This is a genomic window from Maricaulis maris (genome assembly GCF_049116555.1).
Classification (GTDB): domain Bacteria; phylum Pseudomonadota; class Alphaproteobacteria; order Caulobacterales; family Maricaulaceae; genus Maricaulis; species Maricaulis maris_C.
This window is the reverse complement of the sequence record NZ_JAGDYT010000001.1, coordinates 400,346-416,686: the sequence shown is the minus strand read 5'-3', so window position 1 is coordinate 416,686 and position 16,341 is coordinate 400,346. Positions and strand designations below refer to the sequence as shown.

Here is a 16,341-nt window from a genome sequence, read left to right as displayed (position 1 = left end):
AGCGGGACGCAGATACTCGCCATCACATCCGAACGCCTCGCGGACTGGACGCGCGGCAACGCTGGACCCGGCTGACGCGACAGGGACGTCGAGATAGCACCTGTCTACTGCGAGGCGTTCAGCAGTTTCACCCCGTGGCAGCTGGAACAGTTATCCTTGTACCGACGGATACGCCCCTGTCGAGCTAGGGAGTTGGCTATCTGGTTCACCTGTTGCCGAGGCGTGATGGCAAGTCGGCTCGACAGGCAATCGTCACACACAGCATCCGGGTGAGACACAAGGTGGTTCAGGACTAGGCCTTCGTTGGTCATAGCGATCTCCTTGCCCCCCAGCTGGCCTCCGCTTGAACGCTAGGCAAGAGACCTACCCAACGATTGTTGGAAGTTTCACAAGCCCACAAGCCTCCTCGATGTCGGCCCCCATGAGCCGCAGCACCCGGCCCCGGCTGTGCGGATATTTGTGCAGCTCTGTCACTTCCTTGATCGGGATGTTCGCGACACCGACCATCCTCGGCACCTCCCGCACCCAACGCTTGTGGGAACCTGATGCAAGCCGGTGGACGGTCTTTGCGGCCTGCACCCGGCGGAACTCGACAGTCTCGACGGGCTGAGGGTCTGCGGTGATCATCCGGTCGACCACAAGCCACGCCTCCAGCACCTTCAATGGGTCCACTCCGGCCGCCCTGAGCCTCGCCCACGCTGCCCGTGATCGCTCTTGGGGTGTCATCCCAGCAAGCCTGTAGGCCTCCACATGAGGCCCTGAGCGGTCATACAGGCCCCTGATGCGCTGGAGAGCATTCTCGACCCATCGGTCCGTGAGGTTCGCCTTCAGCCACCCTCGGGCGGCCTTCCTGTGCGGGGCCAGCTCCTTGGCCGTGTAGGACCGCTTGTAGGGGCTGCCATGGCGCGAGTAGTGATCCGCATGCTTGCGGCAGAAACGCGTGTCGAGGCCCTTGGCCGTGCCAGCGCGCGCCGGGTGTGGGCAGCCGACGACGCGGCAGTAGGTATACATGTGGTTGGGCAGCTTCGCCCTTTCGGAGACTTTCGGTGTTCGGCTAGGCATAGGCAGTGCTCACTCGGACCAACGCGTCGTGACTAGCGCTGCTCGAGCCAGCAGGCCAGCCAACGCAGTAGTATCATGTGGAAACGCACTGGGGAGGCTCGACACAGGCGAAACAACCGGGCGATCTATCTGCCCAAAGGTAGAGGGCTTCCAATATGCTAGACGACGACAGCCAACCCACAGACATCACGTCCGCGTTGGAGCTTCTGGACCTGCACAAGCAAGCTGGCGGCAGTCCCACTCCGACGGTTATCGACGGTCGCCTCCCTCACTCAACCATCGATGTTCTACCGGCTGCCTTCCAACCCCGGACGCTGGGTGATGACACTGTTGACCCCTACCACGCCGAGGAACTCCGGAAGGTCTTGGAGAGACGCGGGGAGCAGGCCCTCGATTCCATCCTCGTGTACTGGTCCGGCCAATCATGGTTCGTCGTGGACGGGCACCACCGCTTGGCGGCCTACAGAAGCTCGGAACATTGGCGAGACAGGAGCATTCCGGTCGAAACCTTCGAAGGCTCCGCGCTTCAAGCCGTATCAGAGGCCACGGAGCGGAACGTGAAGACCACGCTGTCGCTCATGAAGACTGACAAGTCGACAGCCGGTTGGCGTCTGGTCTGCCTGACTGACCTCAAGGTGAAAGAGGTTATGGCCAAGGCCGACCTGAGCCAGTCTCAGGTCAAGAAGATGAGGAGCCGCCTGCGCGAGTTGCTCGCCAAATTTCCCGACAAGTTCACGAAGCAAAGTCTGTCGACGTATCCTTGGCAGCAGGTCCTTCAAGCATCCTTCGGCGGCCCTGAAGAAAGCATCGAGATTGATGAGGACTGGGTGACCAAGCTGGCCCACGACCTCCACGCCCGATTGCGGAAGAACTTCAGCGACAAGCTGGAGAAGAACCCGGACGCGTTCGCCATGGCCATCCGGATGCTCCACAACGGGTTGCCATCAATGCTAATGGAGAGCCCGGACTGGGAGGAGGACCGCAACGCTAAGCTGGACGCGTGGACGGACGAGCGAGACAACGGGTACGACTTCTGAACCGCCAAGGGCTATCCCTTAGAGGGCCATAATGGCCCTTTCCGGCTCCCTTACTCGCCATAGACCTCTCTCCCGGCCCCGCCATACGCCTCGTACACATGCGCGTAGGCGAGCTCGCACTTGGCGTTGTAGATCTCGTCCGTGAACGGGGTCTCGGGGAGCGACTTCCCCAGCGTTCGGTTGATCAGGGACTGTACGGCCGAGCGCGTCTGCTGACGCTTCCACCAGTCGAGCACCAGCTTGTCGGACTTCAGCTTCGCCAGCAGGTCCTTCGCCACCGACTTGACCTGCTCACGCTCCTTGTCGGTCAGGACCGGCTCGGGCTGCGTGAGGATGTCGAAGATGGCGAGTTCCTCTTCGCTGAGCCCTTCACGGATGGTCCGGCCTTCCTCCTCGGTCAGCTCTTGGGCGAACTTCACGAGGTCCTCGAACCAGCTCTCGATGTTCTGGGAACCGGAGTTGTAACGCTCGATCATCGCCTCAAGTTTCTTCACCAGATCTAGCCGGGACTTGTTGAGCTTGGCCATCGCCTGGACCTTGCGTTCCAGCAGGGCCCGCAGCCGTTCAGCCTCGCTGCGTTTACGCCCGCCCGCGAACTTTTCCCGGAGAGCATCGAAGTCGACCTGCGACAGGTCCAGCAATGGCTGCTCGCCCTGCGCCTTCAGCCGGTAGTCCTCGGCCGAGATGGTCTCGTCCAGCAGGGCCTCGATCTGCCCCATCACCGTGTCGACATCCGGCCGCGTCACTTCCGCCCGCAGCCGCTTCACGAGTGCGGAGAGGAGCGAGCCCATCGGCGCGAACGGTGCAGCCCGCTCGTCCGGCAGGATCGCCTTATACACCCGGATCACATCCAGCGCAGAGCGCATGAAGCCGCCACGGACATCCCCGGGTGACACAAGGGCGTCATAGGCTGCCGCGAAGGCCTCCAGCCGCTGGGGCGATCCCGGGGCAGAGGCCAGCACGCCATCAAGGTCCGCCCCCTGCCCGAGGCAATACTCCCGGACCTCCTCGATCAGGACCGCGAGATGGGCCAGCAGCTCGGCCTTGTCGACAATCGGACTGTCACCGCCACCGGTTGGTTGGCCATAGATCGCCAAGGCCAGCTGCAGGTTCCGGAACACGCCGACATAGTCGACGATGAAGCCTGCCTGCTTGTCGTTCAGGGTCCGGTTGGCCCGCGCGATGGTCTGCATCAGGGTGTGATTGCGCATCGGTTTGTCTAGATAGACGGTCGAGATGGACGGGGCATCGAAGCCCGTAATCCACATCGCACAGACGAAGACAAGGCGCAGCGGATCGTCCGGGTCCTTGAACTTCTCGTCGAGCTTCTCGTCCCGCATGCGCACCCGGTGAGGCACGATGTCGAGCCCCTTCTTGGCCAGCTCAGCGGCCTCGTTCTGGGCCGAGGAGACGACCACCGCCATGTCGGTTGTCTGCAGTACCTCCAGCTCGTCGGCGAGTGCGTCCGCCTCTTCATTCGCCGCGCCCGCCCGGGCAGCAACCAGACGGGCCTCGACGTCGGCGGTTCGCTCGGCCCAGACGGTCTGGACATTGTCGTACATCCGCACGGCCGTGGCCTTGTCGATGCAGACCATCATCGCCTTGTCGCGCTTGGAGCGGCCAAGGAAGTGCTCGACCAGATCTTCCGCGATGGTCTTGAGGCGATCCGGCCGTGTGATCAGGTGGTAGTCACGGCCCAGCTTGCGTTCGAGCTCCTTCTCCTGATCCTCATCCAGCTCGGCTGCCTCCAAGATGCCCTGCACCTCGTCATTGAAGGCCGACTGGTCGAGCTGAAGCTCGGGGATGCGGTTCTCGTAGTAGAGCGGGACGGTCGCGCCATCCTCAATGGACTGGGTGAAGTTGTAGATCGAGACATAGTCGCCAAAGACGCCCTTGGTCAGTTCCTCGCCCGCCATCAGGGGCGTGCCGGTGAAGCCAAGGAAGGCGGCGTTGGGCAGCGCCCGCCGCATGTTCAGGGCCAGCGTGTCGTACTGGCTGCGGTGGGCCTCGTCGGTCACCACGATGATGTCGCTGCGCTCGGAAAGCACCGGGTGCGGTTCGCCGCCCTTGGTCTGGAACTTGTGGATCAGGGTAAAGACGAAGCGATGGTCTTCCTGCAGCAGCTGGCGCAGCTCGGCCACGCTGCCCGCATGCGCCTCGGTCTCGGTGACCAGACCGCAGGCGGCGAAGGTCTTGTAGATCTGCTCGTCCAGCTCGGTCCGGTCGGTGACCAGCACGAAGGTCCAGCTGCCCGGCATCGTGCGCAAAACCTTGCCCGCGAAGAAGGCCATGGAAAGCGACTTGCCCGAGCCTTGTGTATGCCAGAAGACACCCAATTGCCGGTTGGTCTCGTCCAGCCCGGCCACGGCCTCCACCGCGTTGTTGACCCCGAGGTACTGGTGGTTCTTGGCCACCTTCTTGACCAGACCACCCCGGTCGGTCTCGAAGACGGTGAAGTTCTCGATCAGGTCCAGCAAACGCTCGGGCGTCGCCACACCGCGGATCAGGCGCTCAAGGCTGACCTTGGGCTCTTCATCCTCACGGTCGACCTTCTTCCACTCATAGAAGTGGGACCACGGCGCAAAGGCCGAGCCCAGCTTGGCATGGGTGCCATTGGTCAACACCGCGATGGCATTGGGCGTCAGGAGCTGCGGGATGTCGGTGCGGTAGGCCGTCAGATTGTCGTCATACGCCTTCTTCAGGCTCTCATGCGGGGCCTTCAGCTCCATGAAAAGCAAGGGCAGCCCGTTGACGAAGCCGACCACATCGGCCCGGCGGTTATAGAGTTCGCCCTTCACCCAGAATTCGGTCGCGGCGAAGAAGTGATTGGCCTCTGGCGACTGCCAGTCGATCACCCGGACGGTCCGCGTCTCGAAGCCGCCATCAGACCCCGGCACTTCGACCTTCACGCCCGCCTTCAGGAGCTTGTGAAAGGCCTGTGCAGCATCCACCGGCGGCATCGCCCGGCGGTCCTCGGTCAGCACCTCGATGGCCTTCTCGATGCCGATCTCGGGCATGTCAGGGTTCAGCTGGACCAAGGCTGGCTGCAGGCGGTCCACCAACACAACCTCGCGCATCGAGCGACGACCTTCGGACGACGTGTCGCCTGCCCATTCATGCATCAGGTCGTCTTGGTCGCGCCAGCCGACACCGGCCAGCAGGTCCATGGCCGCTTTCTTGACGAGATCATCCTCGGCCCAGCCGCTGTGGCTCAGCTGGCTGTGGTGCTCGGGGTAGAGGATGTCATCGTCGCCCGGTGTCATGCAGGCTCACCATCGTCGTCAGCGCGGCTGCCCGCGCTCAGATCAAGCTTGGCGATGCGCGGCTGAAAAGCCCGGCGGTAGCCCTGCATCGTCTCAAGGTACCACGTGAAGTATTCCGGCCACCTGTCCTCTTTGTCAGGCGGACAATCAGGCCGCCGGATGATGACGCGCCACGCTGTCTTGTTGTCGATCCGCTCCCATGAGAGCGATTGCCCGACCTCGGCTTCGATAGCATCCTTCTGAGCGTAGAGCTGGTCAAAGCCGCGCTTCTCGGGGTCGTTTCCGCAATAGAGCTCAAAGGCGATGCGGCTATCCTGCACGCTAGCCAGCGTCGCCAAGTTGAACCCGGCGCGGCCAATGGAGAAAGACCACCACATCGCAGTCGTGGGGACCTTGTCCCGGTGGGCTGTATCATGCTCCAGCAGATAGGCGTTCAGCTCGCCCCACAGTGCCTTGTAGACTTTCGAGGCAGGGGTCAGCCCCTCAGCGGCAAGGCGACGCCCACGTGCAGACACATGACGGCTCCACTCGTTTGGCTTGGCCACAACGTAGTAGTGCGGTGCCGCAGGGCAACTATCGATCTGGAAGAGCTCCAGCTCCACCGCGAAGAAGGCGAAGTCGGTCGGCGTGTGGGCGTTGAGCCAGTCGATGGCCGCCCGGTGCTCTTCGCGCACCTTGGTCGATATCCACACCACGCGGGCCGGTTCGTCGAAGCCGGCGAGGTAGGTGAGGATCTGGCCAAGATGGGTATGATCGGTCTGGGCCAGCTGGTTCTCGATCAGGATCAACCCCTCGCGATCCCGCGCGATGATATCAGCCGAAAAGTCACCAACCGCCGCCTCGGTCGCCTCCACCTCGGCTTCAAAGAAGTGCAGCGCATCGGCCAGCGTCTGGAAGTTCTCGTCCTCGGCCAGCCAACGGGTGAAGTCATGCGCCTCGTGTGGCCACGCCTTGCGGACGTCGACACGGGTGATCTGGCTGAGAGGGAGGTCAGGCATGAGCAAGGTCCTGTTCGGCGACATCGAGTGCGGAGACGTCCAGCTTGCCGGAGACGAGGCGTGGCAGGAGGAGGTCGCGCTGGGCGCGGAGGTTGGCGTTCTGTTGGAGCAGGCAAGACTTCAGGCCCAACATCGGTTGGACCAAGCTGTGGAACTCTTGCATCTTCTGTTCGGGGGGAACCACGAGACTTGCGGCTTCGAAGTCAGAGCCCTTCACGGCTGGATAGGCCGCGCCTGTTGCGGCGTTGTCCAAGTATTTCACGAACTGGTCAGTGGTGACTGCGCAGAACAAGAATGACGAAGGCACTCGTGAGGCCCTCAGCACGGCGAAGCCTGTCGACGCGACGCAACGGTCGGGCAGGTCCAACAGGTATGCGAAGGATCGTCTATTCGGACGAACGCACGACCATATGGTGTCACCATCCCGGACAAGCCGACGTGCCCGCCCCGGGGCGTCTTGAAATGCTAAGCGCTGGATCACGTCCACTCTTCCGGGCGAGACGCTGGCGATATCTATGTAGTTGATATGGCTTGGAGCGGATTTCGGCTTCAGCGCGTCAGGGTTTACTTGCGCGATCTCACACAGTGGCACGTTGCCCCACTCCGGATCAGCCCCGCGCACAAACCACTCCTCATAGATCCGCCGGGCCATCTCCTCGAGGATCGCGATGCGGCGCGTGTTGACCTCGATGAGATCGTCATAGGCCGACAGGATCGCCGCGATGCGCTTCTGGATGGGGAGTGGGGGGAGCGTGAGCGGGACTTGATTGAGCGTGTTGACTGAAAAGAATGGGACAGACGTGCCGGTCGCGTACTGCGGGAGATGAAGGGTCGGCAGTAAGAATGAGAGGAAGACAGTGTCCAGCTGAGCGTCATCAACCGGGCGGGCGGACATCATGTTGTTGTCAATTACAGTAGGCCTCACCAATCTCCTGAAGCGGTTGTGCTTCAAGGCCTCGCCGATCTTGGCGAAAACAACCGCTCCCGCAGGATGCGGCTTCAGCTTCAGACGCTGAATTTGGTCGGCTGTCACATAGTGATCTGCTGCATGGATCGCGAACTCGTTCGGTGACGCATTCATGTCCCGGACCTTGATGAACGGCACGTGGCCGGATCGGCCGCCCTGCTCATCTCGAGGGAATGCTTGACCTCCAACGAATTTCACAAGCTCGCCCAACTCGCGATTGACACTCCCGCCTTTGCTCGCGCTCACGAAAGCACCTCGGCCACGTTGAGGGCAACGTCGGCGCGGAGTGCCTCTGCTCGGTCGCTGAGAATTTCAAACTCCTCAGCCAACTCCGCCATCCGCGCCCCGAACTCGACCTCGTCATCTTCGCCCTCAGCCGCTCCCACAAAGCGCCCAGGATTGAGGGACCAGCCCTGAGCCTCGATCTCGGCCCGGCTGGCAGCCTTGCACAGCCCCGGCACATCGGCATAGCCATCCGAGAGACCGTGCTCGGCCAACATCGCATCGCTCTTCTGGAACAACATGATGTCCTCGCCGCGCCAGAGACGGACGATATTGGCGAGGAACTCGATCTGCTTCGGCGTGAAATCCCGGTGAGCCCGGTCGATCTGGCGGAAGGTGTGACGGGCATCGAGGAAGAGCACCTGATCGGCCCGTGGCCCCTTGGACTTGGCCTTGTCGAAGAACCAGAGCGTACAGGGCAGCGTCACGGTCAGGAACATGTTGGGGCCGACCGAGACGATCACATCGACATCGCCGGTCTCGATCAGCTTCTTGCGGATCTCCATCTCGCTGCCACGGGCATCGCCAGCCGAATTGGCCATCACGAAGCCTGCCCGGCCGTGGTCATTGAGGGCCGAGTGGAACAGGCTGATCCAGATGTAGTTGGCGTTATTGGTCGAGGGCAGGCCGAAGGGGAAGCGTTTGTCCTTCTCCAGCCGGGCCAGATCGACCTCCTTCACATTGAAGGGCGGATTGGCCATCACGAAGTCGAACCCGCCCTCCTCCGCCACACGCGGGAAGAGCTCCTGATGCCGGTCGTAGAAGCTGTTGGCGACGCGCACATCGCCCGACAGGCCATGGACGGCGAGGTTCATCTTGTTGAAGTTGACCGTGACCGGGTCCTTCTCGACCCCGAACACGCTGATCTCGCTGGTCGCCGCCTTGCCCGCCCGCTCCACGAACTGGGCCGAGTGGACGAACATGCCGCCGGACCCGCAGGCCGGGTCAAAGATGCGTCCATGGAAGGGCTCGACGATCTCGACGATCAGGTCGACAATGCTCTCCGGCGTGTAGAACACCCCGCCCTTCTGCCCCTCGGCCATGGCCAGCTTGCCAAGGAAGAACTCATAGACCTGCCCGAAGGCATCGCCGGAGAGCTGCACTGGCGCAAGGATGCGCAAGAGCTCAACCAGCGTCTGGTTGGGTATCTCGGTGAAGCTGCGCGGCAGGGCTCCGGCGAGGTCTTCATTCTCCGCCTCGATGGCCTTCATGGCGTCATTCAGCGCCTGCCCCAGATCGGCCCCTTCAGGCAGCGCTGCCAGATGGCCATAGCGGGCCTCGGGCGGCAGGAAGATCACCCCCTGCGCCTGATAGTCCACCTTCGTCGCCGCCCCGCGCCCGGTTCCCACAGGCCCCAGCTCGGCTTCGGCCGCCGTGTAGATCGTGTCGGCATACCGCAAGAAGATCAGTCCCAGCACAGGCGAAGAGAACTGCGCAGGCCGAAGCCCCGTGTTCGCCCAGAGCTGGTTCGCGGCGGCCCACAGGCGGCTGGCTACTTCACTGTCGACCACTTGTGACACCCCTCTGATTACACTAACGGTTGAGCATGATGTTTCTTCCGCCGTCAAGGCAAGCGGAGTGCGGCGATGCAACAACACGTTCAAAAGATTATGAGGGTCACAGTCGGATTGGTAGGGGCCGCAGCAGGCACTGCACTTGGCTTCTTTCTAATCCTTCTCCTGTTCGCGCTCATCGAGGAGATGTCAGGCCATCGCATGATGCCGCGTGGAGCTGGGTGGCTGTTTGCAATTGTCTTTTGCGGCATCGCCGGTTGGAAAGTGGCGCGGTATTGTTATGCCCGGCTTGCTTCTTCGAACCGGCTTGGAAACCTTCAGCTTGCCGACTTTAGCTGGAACACTCGCCGGGGGCGCATCACCCTAGTCGCATTCATTGTCTACACTGCTGCGTTTACGCTCTATGTGCGCTCGACTGAGCCGTTCGGCTGGCGAATGTACGCTGAGGATTGGTTCGTATTGATTGCGTGGTTCACTGGAGTTCCGCTCGCATTCCTTGGGTCATACCTAGTCTACCTATGGATCATGTCGGCCGAGAAAGACCGTCAGGACGACAACTAGGTGCCACGCGGCGGCAGCTCACCCTCCCGATAGTTCCCCGGATCAACCTTCCCCAGATACGGCAAGGCCTTCTCTACGGCCGCCTGTAGCCGCTCCATGGGAGGCTTTGACGCACCGTATCGGTCTGTCATCGATTTCTCGCCATGTCCCATTAGGTAACGCTGGAGGTCTGGCGCAACACAAGCCTCTCGCATGGCCTGCTCGAAGGCATGCCGGAAGGAGTACGGTACGAGCCGCTCTGACTTCGGCACGCCTGCAGCCCGGATCGCCTTGCTCAAACGCTGCGACAGCGCGTTTACGCTTCGTGCCTGCTCGGAAAAAACCGGTCCGGTCGGGGCGTTGGCCTCCCCTCGCCACTCAATCAAGGCTGCATAGGCGTCGCCGACGAGCGGAAAGTCTCTCGGGCGATGCTTGTTCTTCAGGCCACGAAGGCTGTTGGGCCTAATCTTGATGTGAGGCGCATCACTGTCCAGATCCACATCGCGCCACTCCAGCCCCGCGATCTCGCTTGACCCGGCGGTTGTGCCCCTGAGCAACCGGAGTAGGACGCCCGTCTCGGGCTTGATCGAGCTTTCTCGGAGATACCGGTCGATCAGTTCAAGGTGAGTGGTGTGGAAGGGGAGGCGGTCGGTCGCATCGCCGCTTGTCGCCTCCGGCAAATCTTGGTCCGCGAATGGGTTGGCACATTGAAGCTCAAGGTCCTTGATAGCCTTGTTTACTATCGAGGTCAGAGATGAGAGCCGTCGTCGGATGGTCGAGTAGCTTTGGCCCCGCACGTCGGCGAGATGCTTGATCCACCGCCGAACATCCAGCCGCCTAATCTTGTTAAGTGGGCCGTCACCAGCAAACTCGGTCCACTGCTGCACAGCCGTCCGCTCGGCCGACTTCATGTCCCCGTTCTTGTGGAACTTGTTGTAGTTCTCAGCCGCTATGCCGACGGTGCAAGGGACCTCAACGAGATCGCCGGTCCGCAGCGTCTCCAGACGCATCCACTCATCCTGAGTGTAGTCGGACTGCTTGAGTTCCTCCTCGTGATTGCGTTTCGCCCGCTTGAGGACTTGGTCGATGAGAGCCTCAAGCTCCCTGTCGAAGCGAGACCACTCCCCCGGCTCCGACTGGCGACCAAGGCCGTCCTTGAGCAACTCATTGCGCTTGGCCCACTCAAACGCAGCCTCGGATGCTTCCACAGCCGAGAGCCCTGACGCGAGCTCACGCTCGGCATCCCGGATCATCCGGTCGGTCTCTCGCGTCAAACGGCTGATCTCAGGGATCGCATCAACCTCACTGCCGACGCGCAGCTGCAGCGAAACCTTCCACTCACGCTTACCGATGATTGACCGGAGCTCGTCCGGCACCCTTCGCCGAAAGTAGAGCCGCCCCTCACGCTTGAACAAGAACATCACTTCAACCCACACGACTACGCACTCCCGTGTACCAACGGGTGTACCAGATACAAGCTCACAGCGCCGTAAGATGCTGAAAAATATAGCCACATTTCTGTGAACTATGGTGCCCCTGGCCAGACTCGAACTGGCACTTCCGAAGAAAACGGATTTTGAATCCGTCGCGTCTACCAATTCCGCCACAGGGGCCCTGTGATCGCCGTCCGGGCCTGCATGGGCAGGCTGTGTGGAGCGGGGAAAATCGGAGGCGCAAGCTGCCCATCCGCCCCCACTCTGTCAACAACCCATTCCGCTTGGAGAGGTCTGCGGCTGTCGCTAGTCTGCGGCCCGATCGGGGATGAAGGCATCAATGAGCGAGACACACGCAGAGCGCGGCCTCATCGGGACGCTTGAAGAGATTGCCGAAACGGCGCCGGAAGACGGGCTGAGCCTGGGCGAATTCGTCGACGCGCTGGGCGAGCAGGCCTTCGGCGTGATCCTGTTCGCGATGGCGCTGCCGGTCTGCATTCCCTTCCTTTATGGCGTGCCCCAGGTCATGGCCCTGCCCATGATGGCCCTCTCTGCTCAGATGATGCTGGGCCGGCCAGAACCCTGGCTGCCCAATGGTTTCAAGGCACGGCGGATCGAGAAGGCGGGCCTGACCCGGATGGCGCGCGGCGGGCGCAAATGGTTCGGCTGGCTGGAAGCTCTGGCGCGGCCGCGCCTGACCGCCCTGTCCGGTCCGACGGCGGAACGCCTGGTGGGCGGCATCTTCGTGCTGTTCTGCGCCTCGATCCTGGTCCCGCTGCCGCTGACCAATTCCACGCCGGGCATCGCTCTGGTCATTGGCTCCCTGGGGCTTCTGACCCGCGACGGACTACTGGTCCTGGCCGGGCTCGTGCTCGGCCTCGCCTGGATCCTTCTGCTGATAACATTGTTTTCATTCTTCGGCGCGGCCGCAGCTGATGTATTGAAGGACTTCATCCGGTCGCTGATCTGACGCGCCGGTCTGCAATCTGTGTGCGCATTGGTCGCGGTGCGCGTGTGAGGTGATGCCGTCATGTTGCGTTTCATGAACCCGGTCTTGTCCCAGTTCCCGCTGACGCGCTGGCCGCTCCTGCTGGCCGGGGGCTCCCTGTTGCTGATGCTGGGCGCCTGGGGGTTTGAATATATCGGCGGCTATGCACCCTGCGCCCTGTGCTATGACCAGCGCCACATCCACATGGCAGTGATCGGCTTGGGTCTCGTCTTCGGCCTCGCCCTGATCCTGCGGCCGGCCCTGGCGAAAGCCGCCCCCTGGATGATTTTCGTGATCGCCGCGGTGTTGATCTATTCGGCCGGTTTTGCCGGCTGGCATGCCGGCGTCGAGTATGGCTGGTGGCCGGGTCCGGAAACCTGCACCACGGCAGGCGGCATTCCGCAATTCGACATGTCCTGCCTGATTGATCCGACGCGCGACTGCCCGCCGGTCGTACTGTGCGACGAAGCCGCCTGGACCCTGTTGGGCATTTCAATGGCAGGCTTCAACGCGTTGATCTCGGCCGGCATGGCCGTAATCGCCGGGCTGGTCGGGCTGAAAGGCCTGAAGTCATGACAGCAAACGACCCGGCTGCCACGCCCCCCCTGCCCGGCAAGCGCCGGAATGCCCGCCGGGTCGAGGAAATGGTGCGCGTCGATCACGCCGGCGAATACGGGGCTGTGGCCATCTATCAAGGTCAGCGCGCGGTATTCAAAGGCCTGCCCCACAAGGCCCGCATCGCCCGCCAGCTGGAAGAGATGGAAGCGGACGAACAACATCATCTCGACACGTTCGATCGACTGATCTTCGAACGTGGCACGCGCCCAACCGCCCTCGCGCCGATCTGGGATGTGGCCGGCCATGCGCTTGGCGCGGCCACGGCATTGATGGGCGAGAAGGCCGCCCATGCCTGTACCGAAGCCGTCGAGAGCGTGATCGAAAAGCATTATGCCGGCCAGATCGAGGAACTCCACGCCATGGGCGAGGAAGAGCTGGCCGCCCTGTTCACGAAATTCCGCGAGGAAGAACTTGAACACCGCGACCTCGCGATCGAGGAAGGTGCCAGACAGGCGCCAGGCTATGCCCTGCTCTCCAAGGCCATCGAGGCCGGCTGCCGGGTCGCCATCAAGGTCTCCGAACGGATTTGATCCGGCCGCCGGATCGAGGTCGGGTGGCGTGCAATTCCCCATCAGCGCGATGAGAGGACCCCGCGCCCTGCAGGGCACGGCACCGCCGCTTCGCATCCCGGCCGGGGCCGCCGACTATCGATCATCGGATTCATGATAAAAAACACCGACAAAGGACGACAAATTGCACGAAGCAACGGGTTGTTAAGACTGAATACGAAATGTGCGTGACAGGGAACCCACGCACAGGAATCAGCAATGTTCAACCGCCTCAACCTGTCTTTGAAGTTTGGCCTCATCAGTATGGCGGGTTGCCTGACCCTGGGCATTGCCCTTGGCGTCGCAGCCTCAATCCAGGGCGGAAATGCCGCCCGTGAGGCCACTGAACAACGGTTGAGTGCGATCGCGCTGGAACGGGAAAATGCGCTGGTCGACTACATTGAGCAGATTGATGATGATCTGCGCACGACGGCGACCAATCCCAATACGGTAGCCGCATTGATGGACTTCCACGATGGCTACAACGCGCTGGGCGGCGCTCCGGACCAGCGCCTTCAGCAGCTTTATATCGAGGACAATCCCAATCCGACCGGACAGAAGGAAAACCTCGACCAGGCGCCGGACGGTAGCCGTTACAGCGAGGCGCATGGTCGCCACCACCCCTGGTTCCGACAGCTCCTGCGCGCGCGCGGATATTACGACATTTTCCTCTTCGATGAGGAAGGCAACCTTGTCTACACGGTCTTCAAGGAACTCGACTACGCGACCAATCTGAACGCGGGCCCCTACCGCGACACGGACCTCGGCAACGCCTTCCGCGCTGCCATGGCCGGTGGCGATTCCGAAACCCATTTCTTCGACTTCCAGCCCTATGCACCCAGTCACGGCGCGCCAGCCAGCTTCATCGCGACGCCGATTCTTGACGCGTCTGGCGCGCGGGTCGGCGCTCTGGTCTTCCAGATGCCGATCGACCGGCTCAACCATGTGATGGGGTCTGAGACCGGTCTACTGGAGACGGGCGATGCCTATGCGTTCGGCGCCGATGGACTGATGCGCACAGCGCCGCGTTTCGGCAGCTCGGACTCCATCCTCACCGACGCTGTTCCGGCCGGACTGCTTGACGCTGCGGAGACCGGGGAAGCCCTGTTCGCGCGGATGCGCGACTTCCATGATGAGGACAGCTATCTTTTCCTCGCCCCGACAGATGTCGCCGGAGTCCGGTGGAATCTGGTGGTCTCGCAAAGTGTTGGTGAGGCCCTTGCGGCGTCCCGCCAGACCCAGCTGATCAGCGTCCTCCTGACCGCCGGGCTGACCGTGCTGATCGGGCTGGCGGGCCTGTTCATGGCCAATCGCATAGCCCAGCCCATTCGGCGCATCACCGATATCACCGCCCGCATCGGGGATGGTGATCTGGACCAGGACGTCCCCTCCCAGTCTGCCGGCGACGAAGTGGGCGAACTCGCCCGGACGGTGGAGAGCTTCCGTCTCGCCCTCGTCGACAAGCGCCAGCTGGACACGCAGCAGGCCGATATCGACGCCTCGAACGCGAAGCGCCAGGAGAAGCTGGAAGTCCTGGTTTCCGGCTTCCAGCGCACGATCGCCGGGATAGCCGAGACCGTCTCCAACTCTGCGACCGAGTTTACCGCGACCGCCAATGCGTTGACGCAAATGTCGAGCACCACGACGCATCAGGCCCAGTCTGCCTCACACTCAGCCGCCTCCGCGACCGGCAATGTCGAATCCGTCGCCGCGGCGACCGAAGAAATGACAGCAACTGTTGCCGAGATTGGCCGCCGGGCCGCCGAATCGACCGCCGCCGCCGCGACCGCCGAACAAGAGGCCAACCGCACCGTCAGCGAAGTCCAGGATCTGTCGCGCGCCGCGCAGCGGATTGGCGATGTCATCGCGCTGATCCAGCAGATCGCCGAGCAGACCAATCTTCTGGCGCTCAACGCAACGATTGAGGCCGCCCGCGCAGGCGAAGCCGGCAAGGGTTTTGCCATTGTCGCCCAAGAGGTCAAACAGCTCGCATCGCAGACCGATGCCGCGACGGGTGAGATTGCCGAGCAAATTCACTCCATCCAGGCCGCAACCGAGACATCGGCCAACGCCATCAACAGTGTTGCCGGGTCGATCGGTGATCTTAGCGAGATTGCGACCTCGATCGCCGGAGCTGTCGAAGAGCAGACCGCCGCGACACGCGAGATTGCCGGGAACATCCAGACGGCTGCCTCGAGCACGCGTTCGGTCTCGAATGACATCTCTGATGTCGCCCACGCCATCGAGGATGCGTCGGCCTCGGCCACTCAGGTCCTGGGTGCCTCCGAGGAGTTGAGCGGCCTCGCTGAAATGTTGAACCGGGAAGTCAATGTCTTCCTCGATGGCGTGCGCGCCGCCTGATCTGGAGAAATATCATGACATCATACACAACAAGCCTTCTCGGCCTGGCGACCGCCGCTATCCTTTCCAGCACGGCCAGCGCCCAGGAAGTCGATTTCAGCGCCACAGTGGCGAGCGATTATGTCTTTCGGGGCGTGACGCAGACCAATGGCGACGCCGCGCTGCAGCTTGGTGCCGACGTCTCCATGGGCGACTTCTATGTCGGTGTCTGGGGCTCGAATGTCGACTTTGGTGACGGCACCGATGTCGAGATGGATGTCTATGCCGGCTACGCTCCGAGCGTGGCGGGTTTCGACCTCGATTTTGGCTGGATTCGCTACACCTATCCGGGCGCACCCAGCGCTTCGGGCAATCAGGATTTCGACGAATTCTACGCAGCAGTCGGGCGCAGTTATGGCGATCTGAGCTGGGACGCGAAATGGTCCTGGAGCGACGACTTCTATCTTGAGACCGGCAGCGCCAGCTATCTCGAGGCCGGCATTGCCTGGGCCTTGTCGGACGCAGTGAGCCTCGATGCACGCTATGGCACCAGCCAGTTCGATGACCTCGTCGGGGCTGACTATGAAGACTGGCAGCTGGGCGTCAGCTGGCAATCCGGCCCGGTCGCACTCGGTGCGCGCTGGCATGACAGCGATATCGATGACAGCCGCTTCGTCGCTTCGATCAGCTACAGCCTGACCCGCAACTAGCTGGCATGTGTGTCTGCGGGCCCAGGCCCGCAGACATGTCA

The 16,341-nt window shown here is 62.3% G+C and carries 13 protein-coding genes and 1 tRNA gene; 7 read left to right on the top strand and 7 right to left on the bottom strand.

Translation table 11 applies throughout. From position 1 onward, the window contains the following. Positions 1–363 precede the first annotated feature (363 nt). Positions 364–1,011 carry a hypothetical protein gene (locus JXQ94_RS01860; protein ID WP_421922126.1) on the bottom strand — a complete coding sequence of 216 codons (648 nt, stop codon included), beginning with the start codon at positions 1,009–1,011 and terminating at the stop codon, positions 364–366. 206 nt (positions 1,012–1,217) lie between these two features. On the opposite strand from JXQ94_RS01860, the gene JXQ94_RS01855 reads away from it, so the two are divergent. Further along, positions 1,218–2,099: a hypothetical protein gene (locus JXQ94_RS01855; protein WP_421922125.1), complete on the top strand. Its 882-nt coding sequence runs from the start codon at positions 1,218–1,220 to the stop codon at positions 2,097–2,099. A 50-nt stretch (positions 2,100–2,149) separates the two neighbouring features. On the opposite strand, the gene JXQ94_RS01850 is transcribed toward JXQ94_RS01855, so the two are convergent. From JXQ94_RS01850 to JXQ94_RS01835, 4 genes are read right to left on the bottom strand one after another with little or no spacing between them, the layout of a single operon-like run. Next, the gene (locus tag JXQ94_RS01850) at positions 2,150–5,362 is read right to left on the bottom strand and encodes a type I restriction endonuclease subunit R (protein ID WP_421922124.1); all 3,213 of its coding nucleotides are present in this window, start codon (positions 5,360–5,362) and stop codon (positions 2,150–2,152) included. Next, positions 5,359–6,360 (bottom strand): DUF4268 domain-containing protein, encoded by a 1,002-nt coding sequence (locus tag JXQ94_RS01845; protein WP_421922123.1) that lies wholly within the window; start codon positions 6,358–6,360, stop codon positions 5,359–5,361. Before JXQ94_RS01845 ends, JXQ94_RS01850 begins: the two co-directional genes overlap by 4 nt. Beyond that, positions 6,353–7,573, bottom strand: a complete 1,221-nt coding sequence (locus JXQ94_RS01840; RefSeq protein ID WP_421922122.1) for a restriction endonuclease subunit S — start codon at positions 7,571–7,573, stop codon at positions 6,353–6,355. Before JXQ94_RS01840 ends, JXQ94_RS01845 begins: the two co-directional genes overlap by 8 nt. After that, a complete protein-coding gene (locus tag JXQ94_RS01835) occupies positions 7,570–9,120 on the bottom strand; it encodes a type I restriction-modification system subunit M (RefSeq protein WP_421922121.1) in 1,551 nt (516 codons plus the stop codon). Before JXQ94_RS01835 ends, JXQ94_RS01840 begins: the two co-directional genes overlap by 4 nt. Before the next feature lie 75 nt (positions 9,121–9,195). Between JXQ94_RS01835 and JXQ94_RS01830 the strand changes: the two genes are divergently transcribed. Beyond that, on the top strand, positions 9,196–9,684 hold the full coding sequence (locus JXQ94_RS01830; RefSeq protein ID WP_421922120.1) for a hypothetical protein: 489 nt from the start codon (positions 9,196–9,198) through the stop codon (positions 9,682–9,684). Here JXQ94_RS01830 and JXQ94_RS01825 read toward each other — a convergent pair. Together JXQ94_RS01825 and JXQ94_RS01820 are read right to left on the bottom strand one after the other, a co-directional pair. After that, positions 9,681–11,084, bottom strand: coding sequence for a tyrosine-type recombinase/integrase (locus tag JXQ94_RS01825; RefSeq protein WP_421922119.1), 1,404 nt, complete (start codon positions 11,082–11,084; stop codon positions 9,681–9,683). The genes JXQ94_RS01830 and JXQ94_RS01825 overlap by 4 nt on opposite strands. 107 nt (positions 11,085–11,191) lie before the next feature. Next, a tRNA-Leu gene (locus JXQ94_RS01820) sits at positions 11,192–11,276 on the bottom strand. Between the two features lie 160 nt (positions 11,277–11,436). Between JXQ94_RS01820 and JXQ94_RS01815 the strand changes: the two genes are divergently transcribed. The 5 genes from JXQ94_RS01815 (at position 11,437) to JXQ94_RS01795 (ending at position 16,300) form a co-directional block, all read left to right on the top strand. Continuing rightward, a complete protein-coding gene (locus JXQ94_RS01815) occupies positions 11,437–12,066 on the top strand; it encodes an exopolysaccharide biosynthesis protein (RefSeq protein WP_421922118.1) in 630 nt (209 codons plus the stop codon). 60 nt (positions 12,067–12,126) lie between these two features. After that, a complete protein-coding gene (locus JXQ94_RS01810; RefSeq protein ID WP_421922117.1) occupies positions 12,127–12,660 on the top strand; it encodes a disulfide bond formation protein B in 534 nt (177 codons plus the stop codon). Further along, positions 12,657–13,232: a demethoxyubiquinone hydroxylase family protein gene (locus JXQ94_RS01805; protein ID WP_421922116.1), complete on the top strand. Its 576-nt coding sequence runs from the start codon at positions 12,657–12,659 to the stop codon at positions 13,230–13,232. The genes JXQ94_RS01810 and JXQ94_RS01805 overlap by 4 nt, the downstream gene beginning before the upstream one ends. A 237-nt stretch (positions 13,233–13,469) precedes the next feature. Further along, on the top strand, positions 13,470–15,611 hold the full coding sequence (locus tag JXQ94_RS01800; protein ID WP_421922115.1) for a methyl-accepting chemotaxis protein: 2,142 nt from the start codon (positions 13,470–13,472) through the stop codon (positions 15,609–15,611). 14 nt (positions 15,612–15,625) lie between these two features. Further along, positions 15,626–16,300 carry a TorF family putative porin gene (locus JXQ94_RS01795; protein ID WP_421922114.1) on the top strand — a complete coding sequence of 225 codons (675 nt, stop codon included), beginning with the start codon at positions 15,626–15,628 and terminating at the stop codon, positions 16,298–16,300. The last annotated feature ends 41 nt before the right edge of the window (positions 16,301–16,341 follow it).

Bases quoted from the DNA above. Each gene is read 5' to 3' on its own strand.
- JXQ94_RS01860 (WP_421922126.1), bottom strand. From the start codon at position 1,011: ATGTATACCTACTGCCGCGTCGTCGGCTGCCCACACCCGGCGCGCGCT.
- JXQ94_RS01855 (WP_421922125.1), top strand. From the start codon at position 1,218: ATGCTAGACGACGACAGCCAACCCACAGACATCACGTCCGCGTTGGAG.
- JXQ94_RS01850 (WP_421922124.1), bottom strand. From the start codon at position 5,362: ATGACACCGGGCGACGATGACATCCTCTACCCCGAGCACCACAGCCAG.
- JXQ94_RS01845 (WP_421922123.1), bottom strand. From the start codon at position 6,360: ATGCCTGACCTCCCTCTCAGCCAGATCACCCGTGTCGACGTCCGCAAG.
- JXQ94_RS01830 (WP_421922120.1), top strand. From the start codon at position 9,196: ATGCAACAACACGTTCAAAAGATTATGAGGGTCACAGTCGGATTGGTA.
- JXQ94_RS01825 (WP_421922119.1), bottom strand. From the start codon at position 11,084: ATGTTCTTGTTCAAGCGTGAGGGGCGGCTCTACTTTCGGCGAAGGGTG.
- JXQ94_RS01815 (WP_421922118.1), top strand. From the start codon at position 11,437: ATGAGCGAGACACACGCAGAGCGCGGCCTCATCGGGACGCTTGAAGAG.
- JXQ94_RS01810 (WP_421922117.1), top strand. From the start codon at position 12,127: ATGTTGCGTTTCATGAACCCGGTCTTGTCCCAGTTCCCGCTGACGCGC.
- JXQ94_RS01805 (WP_421922116.1), top strand. From the start codon at position 12,657: ATGACAGCAAACGACCCGGCTGCCACGCCCCCCCTGCCCGGCAAGCGC.
- JXQ94_RS01800 (WP_421922115.1), top strand. From the start codon at position 13,470: ATGTTCAACCGCCTCAACCTGTCTTTGAAGTTTGGCCTCATCAGTATG.
- JXQ94_RS01795 (WP_421922114.1), top strand. From the start codon at position 15,626: ATGACATCATACACAACAAGCCTTCTCGGCCTGGCGACCGCCGCTATC.